Origin of the sequence: Bradyrhizobium sp. AUGA SZCCT0182 (assembly GCF_018130185.1) — a bacterium.
Taxonomy (GTDB): domain Bacteria; phylum Pseudomonadota; class Alphaproteobacteria; order Rhizobiales; family Xanthobacteraceae; genus Bradyrhizobium.
This window is the reverse complement of the sequence record NZ_JAFCLY010000056.1, coordinates 1-22319: the sequence shown is the minus strand read 5'-3', so window position 1 is coordinate 22319 and position 22319 is coordinate 1. Positions and strand designations below refer to the sequence as shown.

At 58.3% G+C, this 22319-nt stretch carries 21 protein-coding genes; 17 read left to right on the top strand and 4 right to left on the bottom strand.

Annotated features, from left to right (window positions below):
- Positions 1-31: 31 nt before the first annotated feature.
- Complete coding sequence (locus JQ611_RS36700; RefSeq protein WP_211995932.1) at positions 32-1267, top strand: MFS transporter; 1236 nt, start codon at positions 32-34, stop codon at positions 1265-1267.
- 80 nt (positions 1268-1347) lie between these two features.
- Here the strand turns inward: JQ611_RS36700 and JQ611_RS43185 are convergent, their stop codons facing one another.
- Positions 1348-2064, bottom strand: a complete 717-nt coding sequence (locus tag JQ611_RS43185; RefSeq protein ID WP_409411326.1) for an SDR family oxidoreductase — start codon at positions 2062-2064, stop codon at positions 1348-1350.
- A complete protein-coding gene (locus JQ611_RS36690; protein WP_212468199.1) occupies positions 1983-2348 on the bottom strand; it encodes a hypothetical protein in 366 nt (121 codons plus the stop codon). Before JQ611_RS36690 ends, JQ611_RS43185 begins: the two co-directional genes overlap by 82 nt.
- A gap of 183 nt (positions 2349-2531) precedes the next feature.
- Here JQ611_RS36690 and JQ611_RS36685 point away from each other — a divergent pair, with 183 nt between their 5' ends.
- From JQ611_RS36685 to JQ611_RS36675, 3 genes are all read left to right on the top strand, one after another.
- Positions 2532-3950, top strand: a complete 1419-nt coding sequence (locus JQ611_RS36685) for a PLP-dependent aminotransferase family protein (protein ID WP_212468198.1) — start codon at positions 2532-2534, stop codon at positions 3948-3950.
- Between the two features lie 402 nt (positions 3951-4352).
- Entirely contained in the window at positions 4353-4802 is a 450-nt protein-coding gene (locus tag JQ611_RS36680) for a carboxymuconolactone decarboxylase family protein (protein WP_212468197.1), read from the top strand.
- A 202-nt stretch (positions 4803-5004) separates the two neighbouring features.
- On the top strand, positions 5005-5325 hold the full coding sequence (locus tag JQ611_RS36675; RefSeq protein ID WP_211995928.1) for a multidrug efflux SMR transporter: 321 nt from the start codon (positions 5005-5007) through the stop codon (positions 5323-5325).
- Positions 5326-5580: 255 nt separating this feature from the next.
- Here the strand turns inward: JQ611_RS36675 and JQ611_RS36670 are convergent, their stop codons facing one another.
- Positions 5581-6234, bottom strand: coding sequence for a TetR/AcrR family transcriptional regulator C-terminal domain-containing protein (locus tag JQ611_RS36670; protein WP_312012349.1), 654 nt, complete (start codon positions 6232-6234; stop codon positions 5581-5583).
- 63 nt (positions 6235-6297) lie between these two features.
- On the opposite strand from JQ611_RS36670, the gene JQ611_RS36665 reads away from it, so the two are divergent.
- The 10 genes from JQ611_RS36665 (at position 6298) to JQ611_RS36620 (ending at position 17747) form a co-directional block, all read left to right on the top strand.
- Positions 6298-7779: an FAD-dependent monooxygenase gene (locus tag JQ611_RS36665; protein WP_212468196.1), complete on the top strand. Its 1482-nt coding sequence runs from the start codon at positions 6298-6300 to the stop codon at positions 7777-7779.
- A gap of 373 nt (positions 7780-8152) precedes the next feature.
- Positions 8153-9049, top strand: a complete 897-nt coding sequence (locus JQ611_RS36660; RefSeq protein ID WP_409411325.1) for a GNAT family N-acetyltransferase — start codon at positions 8153-8155, stop codon at positions 9047-9049.
- A gap of 260 nt (positions 9050-9309) precedes the next feature.
- A complete protein-coding gene (locus tag JQ611_RS36655) occupies positions 9310-10809 on the top strand; it encodes a PAS domain-containing protein (RefSeq protein ID WP_212468194.1) in 1500 nt (499 codons plus the stop codon).
- A 288-nt stretch (positions 10810-11097) separates the two neighbouring features.
- Positions 11098-11751: a glycerol-3-phosphate 1-O-acyltransferase PlsY gene (gene plsY / locus JQ611_RS36650; RefSeq protein ID WP_312012347.1), complete on the top strand. Its 654-nt coding sequence runs from the start codon at positions 11098-11100 to the stop codon at positions 11749-11751.
- Between the two features lie 325 nt (positions 11752-12076).
- The gene (locus JQ611_RS36645) at positions 12077-12646 is read left to right on the top strand and encodes a TMEM175 family protein (RefSeq protein ID WP_212468213.1); all 570 of its coding nucleotides are present in this window, start codon (positions 12077-12079) and stop codon (positions 12644-12646) included.
- A 335-nt stretch (positions 12647-12981) separates the two neighbouring features.
- Complete coding sequence (locus tag JQ611_RS36640) at positions 12982-13953, top strand: ABC transporter substrate-binding protein (RefSeq protein ID WP_212468193.1); 972 nt, start codon at positions 12982-12984, stop codon at positions 13951-13953.
- A gap of 252 nt (positions 13954-14205) precedes the next feature.
- The gene (locus tag JQ611_RS36635; RefSeq protein ID WP_212468192.1) at positions 14206-15066 is read left to right on the top strand and encodes an ABC transporter substrate-binding protein; all 861 of its coding nucleotides are present in this window, start codon (positions 14206-14208) and stop codon (positions 15064-15066) included.
- 321 nt (positions 15067-15387) lie between these two features.
- Positions 15388-16341: an ABC transporter substrate-binding protein gene (locus tag JQ611_RS36630; RefSeq protein ID WP_212468191.1), complete on the top strand. Its 954-nt coding sequence runs from the start codon at positions 15388-15390 to the stop codon at positions 16339-16341.
- Between the two features lie 97 nt (positions 16342-16438).
- Positions 16439-17419, top strand: coding sequence for an ABC transporter substrate-binding protein (locus JQ611_RS36625; RefSeq protein ID WP_212468190.1), 981 nt, complete (start codon positions 16439-16441; stop codon positions 17417-17419).
- 163 nt (positions 17420-17582) lie between these two features.
- Complete coding sequence (locus JQ611_RS36620; RefSeq protein ID WP_212468189.1) at positions 17583-17747, top strand: hypothetical protein; 165 nt, start codon at positions 17583-17585, stop codon at positions 17745-17747.
- Between the two features lie 35 nt (positions 17748-17782).
- Here the strand turns inward: JQ611_RS36620 and JQ611_RS36615 are convergent, their stop codons facing one another.
- Entirely contained in the window at positions 17783-18106 is a 324-nt protein-coding gene (locus JQ611_RS36615; protein WP_212468188.1) for a hypothetical protein, read from the bottom strand.
- 1015 nt (positions 18107-19121) lie between these two features.
- Here JQ611_RS36615 and JQ611_RS36610 point away from each other — a divergent pair.
- The 3 genes from JQ611_RS36610 to JQ611_RS36600 form a co-directional block, all read left to right on the top strand.
- On the top strand, positions 19122-19358 hold the full coding sequence (locus tag JQ611_RS36610; RefSeq protein ID WP_212468187.1) for a DUF6894 family protein: 237 nt from the start codon (positions 19122-19124) through the stop codon (positions 19356-19358).
- 366 nt (positions 19359-19724) lie between these two features.
- A complete protein-coding gene (locus JQ611_RS36605) occupies positions 19725-19949 on the top strand; it encodes a hypothetical protein (protein WP_212468186.1) in 225 nt (74 codons plus the stop codon).
- A gap of 340 nt (positions 19950-20289) precedes the next feature.
- On the top strand, positions 20290-22319 hold a 2030-nt coding region (locus JQ611_RS36600; protein WP_249133737.1), incomplete at its 3' end, for a GAF domain-containing protein.

Genomic DNA, 22319 nt, shown 5'->3' with positions numbered 1-22319 from the left:
AAAAGGATTCGCCAATCGGATTTCCTGCCTGATGTTGCCATCGCCCTCAGATTCGGTTGAAACCAAGGCCTCGTGGGCCGTCGCCTCGGTAGCGCTGGCGATCCTTGGTATGTCGTTCGGCGCGGGATGGATCACCGCGGTGGCGCTCAAGGACATCGCCAGCGAGGTTGACGGGTCGCGTTCCGTTCCAGCGCTTGCCGGCGCGCTGGCGTGGCTCGGATCCGGAATCGGCGGCATCCTGATGTCGCGAATAGCCGAGCGGGTTGGCACGCGCCCGACGGTGATCTTCGGTTCGCTAATGATCGGCCTTGGCCTCTCCATCTCGACCTTTGGGCCGCCCTGGCCGCTGTGGATCGGCCACGGACTGTTTATCGGCCTGATCGGATTGGGCGGCATCAACGCTCCCTTGTACATTTACGTCAGCCGCTGGTTCGACCGCCGGCGCGGTTCGGCGCTGGCACTGATCTCGAGCGGCACCTATGTCGCCGGAGCGTTCTGGCCGCCGATATTCGAGCAAGTGATTGCCAATTACGGCTGGCGGCAGGCGATGCTGTGGTATGCGCTCCTCGAGATAGTTGTCGTCGCTCCGCTGGCCGCAATTTACTTCCGGACGCCACCCGAAGTGGTTCTACCGGCGGCGGCGTCCGGCGCCGGTTCAAACAAGGCGCGCGTCCTCGGATGGCCGCCCAATGCCGTTTTCGCGTTGATGTGCTGCGCCGCCATACTGTGCTGCATTCCCATGGCGATGCCGCAGGGCCACCTGGTCGCCTTTTGCAGCGATCTCGGGATCAGTCGATCGATGGGCGCCCTGATGCTGTCGGTATTGCTCGGCACCGCGTTTCTGAGCCGGCAAATCTGGGGCGTGATCTCCGATCGTATAGGCGGGCTCGCCACCGTCCTGACCGGATCAGCCTGGCAGGCCGCATCGATGACGGCCTTTCTGCTGACACAGAACGAAGCCGGCCTTTTCACGGTGGCCGCCGCTTTCGGGCTCGGCTTTTCCGGCATCATACCGGCTTATGTCCTGGCAGTGCGTGAACTTTTTCCAGCATCGGAAGCCTCCTGGAGAATCCCGACACTATTGCTGTTCAGCGGCGGAGGCATGGCCGCCGGCAGCTGGCTCGCCGGCCTGCTCTACGATCGTCTCGGTCATTATGAGCCCGCGTTCGCCGTCGGCATCGGTGCCAACATTCTCAATGTGCTCATCATCAGTGTGCTGGTCGCGCGAAAGCGCCACCACACGGCCGCGTACAGACCGGTTCTTTAGTTGAACAGCACCGCTGGCTGTAGGGTCGCTTCTGGCGCAAACCGGACGTTCGTTTGAATCTCATTGAAGAAGTCGGCTACCTAACAATTTAAGGGGTGGCGGCATATGCGCAGCGCCAGCCACCGAGCAAACCCGGGTTCCGATACGGGGCAACTAGCATCTCCCGCGAGTAGGTCGGTATCTGGATTTTGCTTGCGGCGCCATCGCCATGATGCAACGCGCGCTCTCCGACATCGTCGCGGGATAGGGATAGCGGACGAGAGCCATGGCAGGCATCCTCCTCTAAGAAACGCGTTAGAGGCCCGGGGCGGACGCGGACAGTCCGCCGTCGACGGTGACCACTGAACCGCTGGTGTAGGACGAGAGGCGAGGAACGCGACTGTCGCGCCGATCTCCTCCACGCTTGCGGGGTGTGCCCAGGGCAGCAACGCGGCCGCATTAAACTTCTGAGTGTCCTGGACGCTGGCGGCCGCCTTGAGCCGCTCGGTTGCGACGGGGCCGGGGTTCACCGCGACCATGCGTACATGGTCCCGGTGGCTCCCACTGCCGAGCGTTTGGCTCATGACGATGATGGCCGCATTGCCGGCCGCGATACAGATCGCCGCCGGGCTTTTGACTATCGCGCCGATTCCGGCGATGTTGACGATCGTCCCGCCGCCGCGACCGACCATCAGCGGGTAAAAGGTGCGGCACATGTTAATGTAGCCGAACACCTTCAGGTCCCACCCAGAGCGCCACCGCGCTTCGTCGACGTCGAACAGCGACCCGCTGGGAACCGCGCCAGCGTTGTTGACCAGGATGTCGATTCGGGAAAACGCCCACCTAGCTGCTCCGCCGCACCTTGCTGCGACAGGTCGAGATTGACGGCCGTGATCGGGCGACCGACCTTCTTACTCGCCTCGCCCTCGTCGATGTCGCGCGAGACAAGGATCAGTTCCGCGCCCTCGGCGGCGAACGCCGTGGCGATCCCATCCCGATGCCTTTTGAGCCGCCCGTCACCAGCACTCTCTTGCCGCTCAGATTCAAATTCATGATCGACCTTCCGTTCCTTGATACTTTCGACGTCTCGGTGAGCAATCATTTACAAACCTCATGACAGACATCCATGGTCCATGAATGGAAATTGCAATTGGTCCATTATTGCGGTGGTGACTCTTCAACCTCGGGGCGTTGCAGCACACACAAACGGTTGATCAAAAGTGACTGCCGCTCTGGGACATTATGGTATAATCACTTTCGGCTCACCGGCAGAGTGGGCTAGACCATGACCGTCGCGGCCAGCAAGATTTCGCCGTTGGATCCAACGGCTGCTGAACCTTTTTATCGCCAGATCTACGATCGGTTTCGCGGCGCTATTGCGAGCGGATTGTTGAAGCCAGGTGACCGCATTCCCTCGGCACGTGCGCTGACCAAGGAATTGGGTCTGGCAAGGGGCACGATTGAAGCAGCTTATTCCTTGTTGGCTGCCGAGGGGTACATTCTAGCCCGCGGTCAGGCAGGGACCATCGTGACGCCGGGCCTCAAGCCGCGAGCGCCTGTTGCAATTCCGACGCCCCAGTCCAGAAGCGGCATTGCTGCGGCCAGTTTTCGTCCAGATTCGATTTTGCCGTTCCAAATGGGTTTGCCTGCCCTGGATATGTTTCCCCGAAAGATCTGGGCACGCCTGGGCGCGCGGTGTGTGCGTGCGATGCAACCATCGGACATGGTGCATCCCTCTGTATACGGCTTGCCAGCACTGCGTGCCGAGATCGCCGCATATCTCCAGGTTTCGCGCGGGATCAACTGCTCCCCATCTCAGATATTCGTCACATCGGGATATCGCCACACCATCGAGTTGATCGGTCATGCACTGTTGAAGGCGGGAGATCGCGTTTGGCTTGAAAACCCTGGATATCCGCCGACGCGAGAACTGCTGGGACACATGAATATTGCAGCCGTTCCCGTGCCGGTTGATCGGGAGGGCATCGACGTTTCCGATGGAATTAAGCTGGCGCTGCGCGCGCGTGCAGCTGTGGTTACGCCTGCGCATCAGAGTCCGCTATGCGTGTCTTTATCCCTGGCCCGCCGCCTGGCGCTGTTGGACTGGGCCGCGCGAAACAACGCATGGGTCATTGAGGACGATTACGACGGCGAGTACCGGTATGTCAGTCGCCCTCTGCCTGCTTTGAAGAGCCTGGATCGCGATGGGCGCGTGCTCTACGCTGGGACCTTCAGCAAGGTGCTTTTACCGAGCATTCGGCTTGCATATCTCGTCGTGCCGGAAACCGAGATCGAGCGGTTTGAACAGATCACTCAAGCCCTTGCAGGTGGCAGTCCCGAGCTTACGCAAGCTCTCGTCACTGCCTTCATCAGGGAAGGGCACTTCGCGCGCCATATCCAGCGGATGCGGAAACTTTATGCCGAGCGTAGGGAAGCGACAGCAGCAGGTCTGGATAGCGTGCTCGGGAAACACATGCGAATTGATTCACAGCCGGGCGGAATGCACTTGATCTTGCGGCCGCAAGCCCGACGCTCAGATCGCCGGCTTGTTGCGCGCATGCAGGAAGAGGGGCTGTACGGAGAAGCATTAACGGATTGGACGATGGGTGGTGATGGAGCCTCTGCCCTGCTTCTCAATTTCACAAATATTGCCTCTCAGCGCACCGCCGAGATTCTCGGAAGGCGTATCCTGAGGCTGATATAACGCTGGCGATAGCTCACCGTTTCTAACTGAGCTGGAACGATCATGGCCTAGTACTTCGGACGGATGATGGACCTTTCAGGCACGCCTCCAGTTTGTGTTACCGAGCAGCGCTGTTGATCAGCAGGACTTGCCCAGAAATGTAGAGAACCCTGCGGGAGACGCGACCGGAATATCGAACGCATTCTAAGGACCTAACAAATAATCGATTCCTGCATAGCTGAGATCCTCGCGACAAAGCGTTGTACCCCTCCTTGAGATCGGACGGCCTGAATTTTTCGCTCGGTCGTTGAGGCCTTTGCGCCGAGATAAGGGTCATGGCCCAGTGCACAAGGCAGATCATGGACCTTCTAAGGTAGGCCAAGATGCAGCACATAGAGTCCTCCAGCCGCTGAAGGACTCATCATGAGCAATCGTATCGACTACGACAAGGCGTCGTCTGCAGGTTTCGAGGCTTTCGGAGGGGTGCACCTCTATCTTCAAAACTGCAGCGTTCCAAAAGAGCTGACCTATCTCGTCTATCTGCGGGTTTTGCAGATAAATGGCTGTGCATATTGCATCGACATGCATTCTCGCGATCTGCTCAAGCTCGATGTTGCGGTCAACAAACTCGTACTGGTTCCGGTTTGGCGCGAAGCGGGTGAAGTATTCTGCGAACGCGTCGCGCTCGCTTGGGCGGAAACCATAACATGCGTTGCCGAAACCCACGTTCCTGACGCGGACTATGAAGCCGCTGCCGCCGAATTTGGCGACGAAGAACTCGCTGATCTGACCTATGCGATAGGATTGATGAACGCCTTCAATCGATTTGGAATTGCGTTCCGCACGCTCCCCGCTGCTGGAACCAGGGCCTGAAATCACGATAAGCGAGTGCTTTGCGCACGGAAATCAGTTCGTCAACGTTCACCTCCTAAACGCGCGCCCGGCTTCGCAGCTGTTCTGTCCCGCATTCGAGTCGGCGCATCGAACTGGACGTCGGTCCCTCGCTGACAATAAAGCTCTCGTCAAACCTCGCCCCGGTCGTGCCGGCTGGCGAAGAAACAACGGATCTTCAAACATGGCATGGACACTACTGAGCCTCGCTGGCTTTCTCGAAATCGCATTCGCGTTCTGCATGAAGTGGTCTCAAGGCTTCACGCGATTGATACCTGCGCTGCTTACAGTCGTCACCGGCTTGTCGAGTGTTTTTCTTCTTTCACTCTCGCTCCGTACGCTGCCGGTCGGGACTGGCTATGCGGTCTGGACCGGTATCGGCGCGGCGGGCACCGCGATACTGGGAATCGCAGTTCTGGGCGACTCCGCTGCGCCGCTGAGGGTTTTCTGCATTGTTCTCATTTTGGGAGGCGTCATCGGGCTCAGGCTGGTCTCGGGAAACTGAGGGTAATTGCCGGTCGAGCCACACGGAATCCCATTCTGTCATTGAACATCGCGAAACCCGCTGGTCGGCATCCCACTGCGGCGGTAGGCCCAATGCCCGACACGGGCAAAAGCTGACTTGGGGTAATAGCCGCTTCTGGCGCACCTGCATGCAGCGGTGCACCGTGCGGCTATCGCGGCTGGGTTTGTGTGCAAGAAGGCGCCCGTCTAAAACATGGGGTGCACAGCTATGGCCAGTCGGTCCGCGAGAACGGAATTACGATCGAGTATCGATCCGGGCCTTTAACCCGCTGATCAGCAGATCGAGTCCTGCTTCGAAGCGATCGTCAAGATCGTTGTCGAACATACGGTGCAAAGCCGCGTGGATGCTTGGGTACTTCATTGCCGCAAGGTTCGCGAACTCCGCTTGCCGGTTCGCGAGATCGAGCGGGCCGCCTGTTCGCGGATCCAGTCCCTGTTCCTCCATCGTGAAACCTAGCACGTAATAGACGAGGCTGAAGGCTGCGTCGGATGAAAGCTTTGGCGAAGCGCCAGCTTCCTGCATTAGTGCCATCATGGCTTCGACGATTCGAAGCACGTTGTCGGTAGGAACATACGTGCCAGCGAAGACACGAGCACCGTCCCGGTGGGCGAGAAAAGCCCTCCGGATGGCACGGAAAACCACCTTCAGCCGCACATCCCAGGTCTTCCCCTTGAGATTCCGCGGCAGCGACACTGCGCCAAAGATGGCATCCGCCATGCCGTCCAGCAACGCCTGCTTGTTGGGAAAATGCCAATACAGCGAAGGCGCCTGAATCTTCAAGGCAGCGGCGAGCCGCCGCATCGTGAGGCCCTCCAGCCCAACCTCATCAAGCAAGGTTAGCGCCGCCCGTACGATCACCTCTTGTTGAATGCCCACACCGGCTGCCACCGCTTGAACTCCCTAACATCGTTAGATTATGTCTAACATCGTAAGATATGTGGTGAGATGATCATGATCAATGAATTTGACGTCGTCGTAATTGGCGGCGGACCGGTGGGACTGTGGCTTGCGTGTGAGCTGGCGCTGGCAAGAGTGAAAGTCCTCGTTCTGGAACGGCGCGCCGAACGCGTCACCCAATCCCGCGCATTGACGCTCCACGGTCGAACTCTGGAGGTGTTCGCCCTGCGTGGGATCGCGGAACGCTTCCTCTCACAAGGTCGTCCGAACCCTGGGTTTTTCTTCGGAGGGCTGGATACGCTGCTTGATTTCTCGACATTGGAATCGCGCTTTCCTTTCACGCTGTTCCTGCCGCAAGCGACGACTGAAAAGCTCATCGAGGAGCGTGCACTGGAGTTGGGTGTGGACATCAGGCGTGGCCACCTTGTGGAACAGGTTGAGCAGAATGCCGAAAGCGTCATCGTACGGGGCCGGAACGGCGAGACACCATTCGGCTTTGCCGCTCACTACGCCGCTGGCGCCGATGGCGCTCGCAGTATGGTAAGGCAAGCCTTAGCCATCGATTTTGTCGGTCATCCGGCACGGCATGCAATGACATTGGCAGACGTCGCGCTTGATGCGCCCCCAGAGAAACCGGTCCTGACGCTCGTCAACGAGGCTGGTGGTTTGGTTCTCGCGCCACGTGGCGATGGCGTTCATCACAGAATTGGCGTTATTGATGCATCGGCACCTTATTTGGAACCCTCCGCGCCGGTATCGCTCACCGAGGTCGCGGCTTGCGCGGCCCGCATTTACGGCAGGGATCTCCGTCCGCGCGATCCTGTTTGGATATCGCGCTTCACAGATGAATCGCGCCTCGCCGAGTGCTATCGGAAAGGGCGGATTTTCCTAGCTGGCGATGCCGCTCACATTAACCCGCCGATGGGCGGTCAGGGCATGAACGTCGGCATCCAGGACGCCATGAATCTCGGCTGGAAACTGGCGAGTGTTATACACGGTACCGCGTCTGATGAGATACTCGATAGCTATCAGTCGGAACGTAGACCGATCGGCGAGGCGCTTCAGAACGACACGCTTGCGCAATTCGCGCTGTTCTCCGCATTTGATCCTCCGGCATTGGCTCTGCGGCGTATGCTCAGCGGCTTTCTTCGTGTGCCGGAGGTCAACCGCCAACTCGCGGACCAACTCTCCGGCTTTGGTGTCGCCTATCCAGAACCGCTGTTTAAGGCGGAGCACAATTGGGACCATCTGAAAGGTGTGAGCGGGCATCGTCTTTCCGACGGCGATCTTGTGTTGAGGGACGGCTCGCGAACGACGCTCTACCGCTATTTCCAAGAAGGTCGCTGGGTCCTGTTGCAAGTCGCTACGGAGAGCGACGCAACGCCCGTCAGGGACGCAATCAACCTCGTCAGCCTGGCACCTGGCGCCAACGACGGCCTGCTCGGCAACTTCGCTTCAATGCTTGTCCGTCCGGACGGCTACGTCGCCCACGTACGCACCGTAGACGACGCAGGCGGCATCGAGTTCGCCGCCTGACTGCCCGCGCTAGCCCGTGTTCAGGATCACAAACGCCTCTGCCCGAGCGACAGCAGGACGGCGCCCGTGCAATCGATATGCGACACACGCATCATCGACGCTTACCACGCTTGTAGTTGCCACAAAACCCTTTCTGGCAGGTCCAAAAAGGCAGTCGCGGCCGACCGGTCTTGGCGCAAAGCTGCCGTTCGGAGGAATGTCTGCTCCTGGGGGTAGAACGGACATGCCGCACTGGCGGATTGAGGTCTCAGTTTGACCCGAGGCGGACATCGGCCAGCAGCTCAGGTTGCACTAACAGAGCCGCTCCTGCCCTAGCCACGCTGTGGTTTAGCCGTTACCATGTTATTCTCAACGGCTGGCGCACGTGAAAGTTATGCCAATTTGCATTCGCCCGGCGAGGAACGAAGACTTAGAGATTGCTGCCGCGCTGGTTCAGCGAAGCATCAATGATCTGTGGAGCCGGCATGGGTTTGAGGCATCGATGCCGCTGCGGCCGCCAGCGTTCCAAGCCTTCTGTCTGTCCGAAGATGCAACCGGCCTATGGATTGCGGAAGACGACGAGGCGATCATCGGCTTCGGCTTCAGCTGGGCTCTCGCCGACTTCTGGTACTTGGCGCAGCTCTTCATAGAGCCGGGGAAGCAGGCAAGGGGAGTCGGCGGGAAGCTCCTCCAAAAAACCTTGCACCATGCGGCGCGGCTGAAGGCGACAAATCGAGCGCTTATCACCTTTGCGTTCAATACGTCTGCAATCGGACTTTATACGAAGTACGGCCTGTATCCGCGGCAGCCCCTCTATCGCATCAGCGCACCGGCGAGCGTGGTGCAACGGAGGCTTAGAAGCAGCCGCTATGCCTGTAGCCCGATTGCGGTGGGCGCTGCGGTCGATTGGCTTGGCCAAATCGACAGCGACATTCTCGGTTTCCGTCGCGACCGACACCACGAGTACCTGTTGCGGACAGATGCGACGGGATTCAGGATTGAGGAAGGCGGTTCCACCGTTGGCTACGCGTACGCGTCGCCCGAGGGTCACATTGGACCTCTCGCAGTTGCGCCGGGTGCTGACTCCGCGGAGGTCGTCAGCGCGGCAATGGAAGCTGCTTTGAGCCTTCAACCTCAGCAGCTCTCGCTAATCGCACCAGGGGGTGCCGACGCACTCATGGCCAGGGTAATCGAACATGGCTTTCACATCGTGCAGCCTCTCGTCCTCATGTCGGCGCGATCATTTGGCGATTGGCGCAATTACGTTCCGCGCGATCCCGGCTATATGTGAGTGGTTGTCGATTCCCTTCCTCGTAGACGTCTGCAATTGGCACTTTTGAGACATGCCGACCGGCCCTGGCATGTCCGCTTCCGGGGGAAAACCGGAAGTAGTCTGCCGACGACCAAAGTGACGCGTTTGACCCAAAGCAGAAATTGATCCTAGCTAGAGCCATCTCCCAAAGGTTGTCAGCAGGGCTGCACAGATAGGGCTGGCTATGATCCAGGAAGTGGAACAAGGTCCGACCATCAAAGGAACAGCATCAAAAGGTTATGACCAACGTGAGCGGTTCGGAGCCTGAGGATCATTTCCCGTTCGGCGGCGGCGAAAATGGCGGTCTTATTCGTGCGCTCGATTGGACCAACACCAGCTTGGGGTCAATCTCCAAGTGGCCAGAAAGTCTGAAGACCACGGTTAGCATACTGCTGCGCTCACCGGTCCCCATCGTGCTCCTGTGGGGACTAGATGGCATCATGATCTACAATGACGCCTACTCAATCTTTGCAGGCGGGCGCCATCCCCTCCTATTTGGGTCCAAGGTGCGGGAAGGTTGGCCTGAGGTGGCCGACTTCAACGACAATGTGATGAAGGTGGGTTTGGGTGGAGGTACGCTTTCATACCGTAATCAAGAACTAACACTTCACCGTTCAGGCGTTCCTGAGCAGGTTTGGATGAACCTCGATTACAGCCCAGTGCTGGGCGAGAATGGTCGTCCTGAAGGCGTTCTCGCCGTTGTCGTGGAAACAACGCAGCAGGTTCTGGCGGAGCGAGCTTTGGCGATAACCGGGGAGCGACTACGTCAAGCTCTGAACGCTGCTGGGATGGTGGGTACGTTCGCTTGGCATGTGCAGTCCGACACCTTCTATTCCGATGCTCGATTTGCGGAAATGTTCTCGGTCGATCCAGCCAAGGGAGATAAGGGCGCGCCGTTGTCGGACTACCTTGCGGGCGTCCATCCCGAGGATGTCCAGCGGATCGCTGACGCTGTCAATCATGCTGTCGTCACCCGAGAAAAGTATGTTCAAGAATACCGGCTGCTTCAGAAGGATGGAAATATCCGCTGGGTCGAGGCGCGTGGCGAGTGCTTGTACGAGGAGGACGGACAACCGGATCGCTTCGTCGGCGTGGTGGTGGACGTAACCAATCAGAAGAATGCGCAAGAGCGCCAACGGTTGCTTGCTCGGGAAGCGGATCACCGCGTAAAGAACATTTTCGCCAATTTCCACTCACTGATCAGTCTGAGTGCTAGGTCTGCAGGGAGCCCGAAGGAGATGGCCCAAGCTCTTCGTGGTCGATTGGATGCGCTGTTGCGGGCCAAGGATCTTGTCCGTCCGGGTATCATGGGAACTGAGCACGAAAGTGAGCAGACAACGATGGATGCACTGGTGCGCACAGTGTTGCAGCCCTATGAAGATGGCTCCCCTGACCGCATCGTCCTAAGCGGACCCGATGTGCCTGTCGGAGCAAAGGCCGTCACAGGCCTTGCTTTAGTGTTGCACGAGACGGCGACGAATGCGGTCAAGTACGGGGCTCTCTCTCGGCCGGATGGCTCGATCCGTGTGACATGGGACGCGAGCGGTGACGACTTCCGTCTTGACTGGGACGAAACCGGCGGTCCTGAAATCGATGTGAAACCGCAAGCTCGCGGCTTTGGTAGCACTCTAACCGACCGTAGTGTGACCGGCGAACTGGGAGGCCGGATCGAGCACGACTGGCGTCGAAATGGCCTTAGGCTACGGCTGAACATACCATTGGAACGCCTCGCGCGTTGAAGGTGCATAAGCTCTGTCCAGTTAGATCAGCCAGCAATGTACTTCGTTGTTATCAGCAATGATGACGCCGCGTAATTTTCATTCGCGCGATGCCGGCAATTGGCACAAAGCCTCGGTTTGCGCGGTGCAGGCCACGTCCGGAGTTGGGGGTAGACCGGAAGCGATTGGCGGGGGCATAACCGACGCGTTTGACCCATAGCGGTCAAGCGAAGTCGGGGTTAAAACACTGGCGGCGTGAAACTGGAACTAGAACCCAGGGCTTTCTGGACAGCGAGCGCGGTTGGATTGGTGATCGCCTATCTTTTCGGTTCTACGCCCACGGGCTACCTGGCGGGGAAACTGCTCACGGGCATTGATATTCGAGAGCATGGCTCCAAATCCACCGGGGCAACGAATGTATTGCGGACTCTTGGAAAATGGCCTGCGTTGGTGGTGCTCATCGCCGATGTGCTGAAAGGCGTGGCTGCCATCATCGTTGCCCGCTCGTTCTGTCCTTGGCTCTATACAGAATTATCCCCGACGCCGCCGACGGCAGCTGAGTTGCAAGTATGGGTGCCATGGGCTGTTTGCTTGGCAGGAATTGCCGTGCTGTTGGGGCATAGCCGCTCGATCTGGTTGAACTTTACAGGCGGCAAGTCCGCGGCGACCGGGCTCGGTGTGTTGCTGGCGATGTCGTGGCCAGTGGGATTGGGTGCTGCGATGGTCTTTGGCGTCGTGCTGGCTGTTGCCCGAATTGTTTCCCTTAGCTCAATACTCGCGGCGTTGACGGCCATCGTTCTTGTCTGCGGTTTCGAGCACCCGTTGCCCTATCGATTGCTGGTGATCGGAGGCGGCATCTACGTGATTGTTCGTCATCATACCAACATTCAACGGCTATTAGTGGGAACGGAGCCACGCCTAGGTCGAGGCCGCCCAGATACGAAAACGGAAGCGCAAGTCTAGCGAGTGTATTTTCCGGAGTTTCGACATCGCACGTGGGCCGCTTGTGGCACTTTTGAGACATGCCGCCTATGCTGAGAATGTCCGTTCATCGGGGTAGACCGGAGGTCGCCGTGGTCTGGCCAAACCGACGAATGAGCCTCGGACATGGCGGCCTATCCCAATAGCAACCAACGTGCTTTGATGATCACTATAGAAGCGTCGCGACTTCTTATCTTGCCCACACGGGCAATCTATGTCCGACAATCCAACAGTCTGAAAGCATGTCCGGGTCTCGTGTCCGGCGGCTTTAAGGGGAGCAAGGTTGAAGCAGATCGGTCTTTTCGAAATGCGCCGATTGGAGGCGTTGAGCAACACGATCTTCGGCGTTGCGATGACGCTGCTCGCCTATGATCTGCCGAAGGCGCGCGGTTTTGCGAAAGCGCCGAGCTGGATCGATCTGGTCAACGCCTACGCGCAGCCCCTCATCGCGCTGATGATCAGCTTCATTGTCGCGGGCATGTTCTGGTTCAGCCATCATCGGCGGCTTACGGTTGCTCCGGAAGGCAGCCGGGGCGAAGTCTTCCTCAATCTGATCTTCCTGTTGTCGATCATCATCCTTCCCGTTACGAATGGTCTTTACGGAACCTATCGGCTCGACAGCGTCGTCGCTGTTATTTACGGGGTTCATCTTACTTTCGTTGCAACGCTGAACGCGCTGCTCTGGCTTCTCGCGCTGCGAGGGCGCGGCGATCCCGAGTTGCTGGCAACCGCGATCTTTCCGGTTTTCGCATTGGTGTTCGCAACGGTGATGGCCGCCGTCGCTCCATTCGTTGCACAATTCCTCTGGTGCCTGGCCTTTGGCGCGCCTCTGGCGGGCTGGTTGGTGGCCCGGCGTTGGCCGCCTAGAACGAATTAGCCAACTCGATCTCTGCCGAGGCGTCCTCGTATGCAATGGCTAACCGCCCTGCGATGGGTCTCGGAATAGCGCCGCAAAATCGTGTTGTGCGGCTCTGATAGCCTTTGCTCTGAGACTTGAACCATGAATCGCGACTTCCGATCCTGGTACAAATGCAAGGTCATGTCCGGAGGTAGGGTAAAGCCGACTTGCCGGTTGAAAGCCCGGACTTCTCACTTTGACCCAAAGCCGTCTTGCGGAACGGCGACATTTGCGACGCAGCATCCGAAGTGAGTGCGGCCACAATCGAGACGTGATATGCTACGTCCCTCGTCCTCAAGCTGCGAGAGGGACGAATGAAGCGGCGAGAGTTCATTGCGGCCAGCGCGGCGCTGCTAGTTTCACCACGGCGTTCGTGGGCGCAGGGGACGCCTCGCCGGGTCGGCACGCTTGGCAACGTCCAAAATTTGCCGATCAAAAAAGTGTTCGACGAGAGCCTGCGCGGTCACGGCTGGATCGAAGGCAAGAACCTAATCATTGACTCCCGATATTTCGAGGGCCATGCCGAGCGCATACCGGCTCTAGCGGCCGAACTCGTCGCCCTCAAGCCCGATCTGCTTATCGCCACCAACACGCAAACAGCTGTAGCCCTGAAATCGGCAACCGCCAGCATTCCGATTGTATTTGTGGCTGTGGCCGATCCCGTGCGGCTTGGCCTCGTCCAAAGCCTGTCGCATCCCGGCGGCAACATGACGGGTCTATCACTCCTTGCGCCCGGAAATTTCACCGGCAAGGCGATCCAAGCCCTGCGGGAACTGGTTCCTACCGCCTCGAAAATTGCGAACTTGGTCAATCCGGGCAATCCATTTCACATGCTCACCGTAGTCGAGGAGTTGCCCCAAATTGCCCGGAACCTAGGCGTGGCTCTGCCGGTATTTGAGGCGACCACGGCCGAGGAAATCGACATCGCATTTGCCTCGGCCGCAGCCCAGCACGCCCATGCAATAAATGTTTTTGGTGATACCTTAACCGTTAACAACGCCCCACGAATTACCGCGCTGGCGGCGAAGCATCGTTTGCCCGCAAGCTATCTCTACCGACAATTCGTCATCGATGGCGGATTGATTTCATACGGCCCCAGTATAGTCGATTTGTATCGTCGTGCAGGCGGCTACGTCGATAAGGTTCTCAGAGGCACCAAGCCTTCTGATCTGCCGGTTGAGCAACCGACCAAATTCGAACTGGTGATCAATATGAAAACGGCCAAAGCCCTCGGCCTTACTGTTCCCCTCGCGTTGCTCGCCAGCGCCGACGAAGTGATCGAATAGCCAAGCTGTTTGCTGCAGTGCATGAGTCTGCTTGTGGGCACTCAACTGACATCCCAGCACGCCTTCCGGATGTCTGCTTTCGGGGGAGATCGGAAGTCCCGTTTCGAGCCTGCTAGGGCAGCTTTTGACCCATTTCCGACGTGGCAGGATAATTCCAGATTAACACGATGCGGCCGAAAGCCTATTTGTATGGCTCGATCCAATGCAGTGGTCAGAACGCCGGGTGATAGAATGAGGCGACGGGAATTCATATTGCTGACGAGCGGCGTGGCCATCGGCTCCATCTCAGGGGCTTATGGACAACAAACAGCGAAGCCGCCGGTTGTCGGTTTCCTTGTCGCTGGAACGCAAGCTTCTCATGGGGCGTGGGTGGCGGCATTCGTGGAACGACTGGCCAAGGTTGGCTGGACGGATGGGCGTAATGTCAAGATCGAGTATCGCTGGGGAGCAGGAGATGTTCGGCAAATCACCGAATTCGCTGCCGAATTCGTGCGGCTAAAGGTTGATGTGATCGTTACGTCGGCATACGGCGTTGTGGCCGCAAAGCAGGCAACGTCAAGCATTCCAATTGTATTCGCCGCCTACGGTGATGCGGTCGCCAACGGAATCGTCGCGAGCTTGGCCCGGCCTGGCGGGAATGTTACAGGACTTTCCATCCAGCCCGGTGAACTCAGCAGCAAACGTCTTGAATTGATGAGAGACATCATCCCGAATGTCCGCCGTTTCGCTGCAATGGTTAACACCAATTACTCGGGTGTTACGCAAGAGGTGATTGGCATTCGAGCGGCAGCCGCCCGGCTGAATGTAGAAGCCAACATACTCGAAATCCAAACGGCCGACGATATTGACGCAGCAATGGCGACACTGACGGGCGAAACTGACGCGCTGTACGTGTATAGTGAACCCCTTACAAATGCCAATAAGGCCAAGATCATCAAAGTGGCTACCGCCGCACGGATTCCAACTATCTTTGGTTTTAGAGAATTCGTGGACGCGGGCGGTCTGATTTCGTACGGAGCGAACTTCATCGACCTTTTTGCGCGGGCTGCTGAGTTTACCGACAAGATTTTGCGTGGAGCAACGCCAGCTGACATGCCCATTCAGCAAGTTTGACCTCATCATCAATCTCAAATCAGCCAAGGCGCTCGGCTTGAATATCTCGGAGACTTTTCTTACCCGCGCCGATGAAGTGATCGAATGAGGATGGCGGCTTCTGTTACTGGCCTTTTTGAGACATGCCTGCCTAACCTGATGTCCGCTCATCGGGTAGATCGGAAGTCGCCGTGGTCCGTCAAAACGACTCGAATGACCCACAACGGACGTCGCATCTAGTGAGAATGGGCGCTCGAGTGTGGGCGCTTTGTGATACATTGCCCGGTGGTCACACGTGCTAGGATTTGGCAATTCCACAAGGCGTGGTCCTTACGGGGGCGTATGCAGAGGCGCGAGTTCATCACCCTTCTGGGCGGCACGCTCGCCTTGCCGCTCACCGCGCGCGCGCAGCAGCCCCAGCGGATGCGGCGGATCGGCGTGCTGATGGCATATGCCGAGAGTGACCGGGAAGGACAGGCCTGGGTGGCTGCGTTCGGGGAGGAACTCCAGAAGCTCGGGTGGACGGAGGGCCGCAACATCCGGATCGACACTCGCTGGGCAGCGGCTGACGTGGAGGCGATGCAACGATTCGCGAAGGAACTCGTCGCGCTGCAGCCCGACCTCATTCTTACGCAAAACACACCCACCACTGCTGCGATGCTGCAACAAACGCGCACCATCCCCGTCATTTTCGCAAACGTTGCCGAGCGGCCGGGCGGCAACGTCACCGGTTTTGTTCTTTTCGAGCCGACGATGGCTGGCAAGTGGCTGAACCTGCTCAAGGAGATCGCGCCGAGCGTCAATAGGGCCGCCTTCCTGTTCAATCCGGCAACAGCGCCCTATGCCGATTACCTTGGCTCATTCGAGGCCAGCGCCCGGTCCCTCGCAGTAGAGGCGATCGCTGCACCTGTTCACAGCCCGTCCGAGTTCGAAGCCGTCTTTAGCGCACTGGCGCGCGACCCAAACGGCGGTCTGGTAGCGATGGCGGATATTTTCCTGTCCAACCATCGCGTGGAGATTACAACACTGGCCAAGCGCTACCGTATTCCCGCGGTCTATCCTTTCCACCAGTTCACGGAAGTTGGCGGCCTGCTGTCCTACGGAAATGACCCGCCCGATAATTTTCGGCGCGCGGCGACCTATACCGATCGCGTCCTCAAGGGCGAGAAGCCGGGCGATCTGCCGGTGCAGGCGCCGACAAAGTACGAACTGAGGATAAATCTGAAGACCGCCAAGACGCTCGGCCTCGAAATGCCTTTGCATCTCCAGCAGCGCGCCGACGAGGTGATCGAATAGCTCGACGCTGCGCGTTTTTGTTGCGATGCACGCCGCCACTAACACTCCCAACCTGCTATACTTAGCAGCCGTGACCCTTGGCCTTGGGGGTAGCCCCATGAGACGCCGCGAGTTGATCACGCTGGTTATCGGTTCAGCAGCCGCATGGTCGTTTGTAGCGCGCGCGCAAGAAGCAACCAAAGCTTACCGCATCGGCTTTGTGGGGTTGCCATCGGCCGGAAGTCTGCCCGAACGCGCCGAGGCGTTCCGCGCTGGCCTCCGTGACCTCGGTTATCAGGAGGGCCGGAATATTGTCATTGAGTATCGGTGGGCCGAAGGACGGTACGAACGTCTGCCCGCCCTTTTCGCGGAATTGGTCCGGCTAAACGTCGACGTGATCGTTACCCATGGAACGCCGGGAGCCTTGGCTGCAAAACAAGTCACCAACACGACTCCTATCGTCGTGGCGGTGATTGCTGATCCGGAGGCGTCAGGTGTGGTGGCAAGCCTCGCTAGGCCGGGCGGGAACGTGACCGGATTGACCTATTTCACTCCAGAACTCTCTGCCAAGCGGCTCGAACTGCTTAAGGAGACCGTGCCCGACCTGACCGACGTTGGTGTCCTGCTCAACCCGGTAAATCCTGCAAACGCGCCGATTGTACCAGCAGTGAGGCGCACCGCGGAGCTGCTCAAACTGAAGCTTCACCAGTTCGGCGTGCGCGGAGCCGACGAGATCGAAGCGGCATTTGCCGAGATGGCATCAAAGCGCATTGGCGCGCTCGTGGTCATCGACGATGCGACATTGATCGGCAACGCTAAAGCCTTGGCGCAAATCGCGTTGCGGCAGCGTCTGCCTTCGATTGGCTGGTCGGATTACGCCGTGGCCGGGGGCCTGTTGTCTTATGGGATCAACTTTACCGACATGTTCCGGCGCGCCGCGACCTTTGTGGACAAGATTCTGAAAGGTGCGAAGCCGAACGACTTGCCCATCGAACGGGCGACCAGATTCGAGACGATTGTCAACCTTAAGACAGCCAAAGCCCTCGGCATCGAGGTGTCGACATCACTCCTGCTGCGCGCCGGGGAGGTAATCGAATGAAAAGACGCTTCACGTTGCTGCACCCGCTCACGAAGCCGAAGGCGTGATCCAGCGGCAGGGTGACGGCTTCCCGATCGACCAGAGCCGCGTTGCATGCCTGCGATACTTGCGGCGCGAGCGGCAAGGACGCGCATGTTCGCGTCCGCTTCAACAGGAGAGAGCCATGACCGATCGCAAACTGAGTGACAAGCAAGCCGGAAACGATCAGATCGGCGACATTGAATCGGCCGCTGTGGTTGGCGGCAGGACTGAAGTTACCAAAGCGCAGTACGAGAAAATACTGCACGATCGGATGAACCCGCCCTGGTGGCAAAGGTTGTTCTCATAACCGCCGCCGGAAAGAGGCCGCCAACCGGGGCGGCCTCAACGAATCCCGATGGATCGTGCCAATCCGCGCAACACGGCCAGCGCGGACTGGGTATAGTGCCCATGGTTCAGTTCTTTATCGATCAACCAAAGAACGATCAGGGCAGTAACTGCGCTTCCAAAAAACTTCATAATGAGACAACGGCGGCGGGTCGCAAAGTTCCATAGCGATAGACGCTTCCAAGCTGGCTCATCGACCTGACTCTGGGTCGATCGAGCGCCGTTAGGAGGCGGCGGTGGGTCGAAATTATCCCCGCGATAACGAGGCAAGCGGCGGCCATAAATTTTCGCATGTCTTTTGTACTGAAAACCGGCAGACATCGTCGACGATTGCCACCGAACCGCCCGCTACCTCGGCGAAACCAGTGCCAAATCATCGGGCGGCGAACAGACGCGAAGAACCCGCTTGTATATATTCACAACCGACGAGCATGGCCTTGCAGGGCGAATGTTTAATGCCACAGTTCGATGACCAATGACTGGTACGAAAAGCTTCGCTGCCCAAAGTGCAGCAAGACTGGCATGGCAACGCTGTCTCAAGAAGAGGGGCATTTGCCGATTGCTGAAGTCATTCCGGATGGCTTCAAGTTAGTTTTTACCAACAGAGGCCCCGACTTCTATTGTACGACGTGCAACGTCGCCGCGTATCCATAGCCGCCTCGGCCCTGATCCACGAAGCACGCTCATAAACCGCGAATGGCACAAACTGCACATGATCCAATCGACCCGCCGCGCTAAAGTCTGGCGATGAGTCGCTACACTTTTTTCCATTCGGCATATCTTTGTTGTGGCTCACCGCCCTGGTGACCGGCTGCATCTATATGCTGGTCGTTTAGGACCTCGATCAGTAGAGGGCGCGGAGGTTGAAGGATCGCAGGCTGACAGGCGCCCAATTTGCTGGCCTGCAAGCCACGGCGCGGGGCGAGGTTTATCGGATGCACACCGGCAGCGCTTACACGCTCACCGGACCATGCGGCAGCCAAGCCCTGTGGGCGTTGGTCCGCTTAAACCTAATTGCCGACCCAGCGAATGCCATAGAGGACCCACGCTACCCGATGGTGGTCACAAAAAAGGGCCGCGCCGTGCTCGCGGCCCATGACAGGACAAAAAGAGTGCTGCGCTGACACGAGCGTTGAGTGCCTTCGTTGACGTATGGGTCAATTGCGGTCGCGCTGGTCGCCGGGATACCACATCGCTCAACCAAAGCATATTCACCGGCGCACTGCTGTTTGGTTTAGACCACTTTCGGAAGTAATTCGTATTTCCTAGGCGAGGTGCGCAGGCCGCTGGTCGGAACATTGTGGTCCCGACGAACTTGGCAAGCTGGAGGTTGCCGATGCCCCGCTACTTTTTTGATGTTCAGGACGGCCATAGACTTTTCGATGCATCAGGTTTTGTTTGCGACAATGATACGGATGCAGTCATCAGGGCGACGGTGCTGGCCATAGGCGTTTCGCTCGATAAACCTGAAGACGATCCGGAGCGCCGCATTGCCATAATCAATGACGCAGGACGGGAGATTGGCACCGTGCCTGTGTATTCCAGACCTTCATACGAACACCCGGCCAAATAGCGGCGGGAGGGCCGTTCGCCATCGACGAGGGCTGGCTATTGAGCAAGTTATCTCTCGCACGAACACCTTTGGAGCTCGCCTCGTCGGCTCAGCTGCTTTGGCGCTTTTCTTCTTTTAGTATCTCCGACAACTGTTCCGACAGCGCTCGCTTGCCCGCAAATTCCAATGCCATGTCGGATTGGTATCCGCGCCCTGTTTACGCCTAACGGTTTGCTTTTTCTGACACCCCAGCCGATCCCAAACCTATTGGGCAATTTTTCTCCATGACGGCGTGAAGATTATTTCTCAATTGGTGCAATGCAACGAGCCTAAGAATACCTCCAGCCCATCCGAATATGCTGTAAGCTGGACGTCCGGCAGGGTGTCATGACATTCGCCATCCACGCATGCAAAGACGGACAGAGTGTTGTCACCATGCGCATCAGCCCCGAGGCTGCTGTCGATAAAGCGCGCCTGTTGGAAAGCCTCGGTTGGCAAGTCCATATCGCGGATTCAGCCGGACGCCGGTTTGTCGTTTTAGACTTTGATCGCCTTCTGGACTTTTCTGCGCCAGCATCGGTTCATCAACATACTGAAATCCTCAGCCCCTGAGTCGTTAATCCTCTTGAAGGCTTTCAGACTTCAACTGAACCTCCGTTGTTGTTCAAGTGTCCGGAAGGCCTTCGTCGCCTGGACCAATCCTGGCTGTAATCACCAAATGGCTGCTCGCCCGCGCCGACGAAGTGATCGAACAGGAACTCACTCAACTGACATCCCAGCACGCCCGCCGGATGTCTGCTTTGAGGGGTAAAGCGGAAGTCGGCTTCGACCGGTTCGACTTCCGTGTTTGGCATAGCTTGGCCAGCTGGCAACATGCGACTCAGCCCAATCCGCCCCTTCCTGAAGGACGGTTTAGCCCGATAAGATGCTCTTCTTGACCCTGGGGGCGGATATGACGCGACCATCAAGAACGGGCGGCAAGACGAGCGAGGCGAACGCAAGCTTAGCAACGGGCCTCAAGACCACCAAGACCAAGCGCCGGACTGCGTCGGCGGCCACCCGAGTTAAGCGTCGTTCGGTTTCCGGTCCGAGCAAAGACCTGGAGGACGCCCGCGAGCAACAGGCGGCAACCGCCGAAATCCTCAAAGTTATCGCTAGTTCGCCATCGGACGTGCAGCCTGTGTTCGAAGCGATCGTCAACAGCGCGGCGAAGCTGTTCGAGCCCTGCTCCGCGACGATTACAACTCTGAAAGACGATAAGCTGCACTGGAATGCGACGGCGGCTTCAATCTCCGGCTTTGATGTCGACCGAGTCCGCACGATATATCCAATTCCGTGCGATCGGGACCGCTCACCTTCCACGCGTGCTATTCTCGAACGTCGTATCATCGAGATTCCCGATGTCGCGGCCCCCGATACGCCGGAGTATACGCGCAAGGCGGCTGCCGCGGGTGGCTTTCGATCTATCACCTTCGTGCCGCTGGTCGATCGGGAACAAGGCATCGGCACGATCATCTTTACTCACCCGCAAACCGGCTTCAGGTACTCGGAAAGGCAGCTTGCGCTCATCCAGACATTCGCCGATCAAGCCGTGATCGCTATCCAGAATGCGCGGCTGTTCAACGAGGTGGAGGCGCGCACGCGCGACCTCACAGAGGCGCTGCAGCAACAGACCGCAACATCAGAAGTCCTGCGTGTCATCAGCAGTTCGTCCGGCGAACTTCAGCCGGTGTTCAAGGTCATGCTCGACAACGCCTTGAAGATCTGCGAGGCCTCGTACGGCAACATGTTGCTTTGCAGCGGCGACGGGCTTGAGGCGGCAGAACTCCATAACACGCCGCCCGCATTCGCAGAGTTGTTCAAGCGCGGACCGCTTGTGCCGCCACCCGGAACGGCGCTCGGCCGGGTCATGGCCACCAAAAAGGTCGTCCTTATTCCGGATATCCTGGCCGAGAGTGGTGGTAGGCAGACCCCTTTGCGCGTCGTCACCGCCGAAAGCATGCGGGCTCGGACCTTGCTTGCCGTCCCGATGCTCAGGGAGAGCGAGCTGGTTGGCGTCATTGTCATCTATCGCCAGGAAGTGCGCCCGTTTAGCGAAAAACAGATTGAGCTTGTCACGAATTTCGCCGATCAGGCGGTGATCGCCATCGAAAACGCCCGTCTGCTTAATGAGTTGCGCATGCGGACGGAGGAGCTGTCGCAGTCCCTCGACGATCTGCGCGCCGCGCAGGGCCGCCTGGTGCAGACGGAGAAACTCGCCTCGCTCGGTCAGCTCACCGCTGGCATTGCGCACGAGATCAAGAACCCACTCAATTTCGTCAACAATTTCTCGGCGCTGTCGGCGGAACTGACCGACGAGCTGAACGATTTGCTCAAGCCGGTCGCGATGGATGGCAAGGTCCGGGGTGAAGTAGACGAATTGACCGGCTTGTTAAAGGACAATCTCGAAAAGGTAGTCCAGCACGGCAAGCGCGCCGACTCCATCGTGAAGAACATGCTGCTGCATTCGCGCGAGGGCTCCAGAGAGCACCGGCCTGCGGATATCAATTCGCTTCTCAATGAGAGCCTCAATCTCGCCTATCACGGCGCACGCGCAGAACAAGGCGAGTTCAATATCAACCTGCAGCGCGACTTCGATGCGGACGCTGGTACAATCGAACTATTTCCCCAGGAGATCACCCGCGCATTTCTTAATCTGATCGCGAACGGCGTCTATGCGGCGACCAGGCGCAAGACCGAGTATAAAGAACCTGGTTTTGAGCCAACCCTCCGGGCCACCACCAAGAACCTCGGAACTACCGTGGAAATTCGCATTCGCGACAACGGCACCGGCATCCCGGCCGAGGTGCAGCAAAAGATGTTCAACCCGTTCTTCACAACCAAGCCAGCCGGTGAAGGGACTGGACTTGGTCTCTCGATGACGCACGACATCATCGTGAAGCAACACGGGGGCAGAATTGATGTGACGACCGAGCCTGGGCA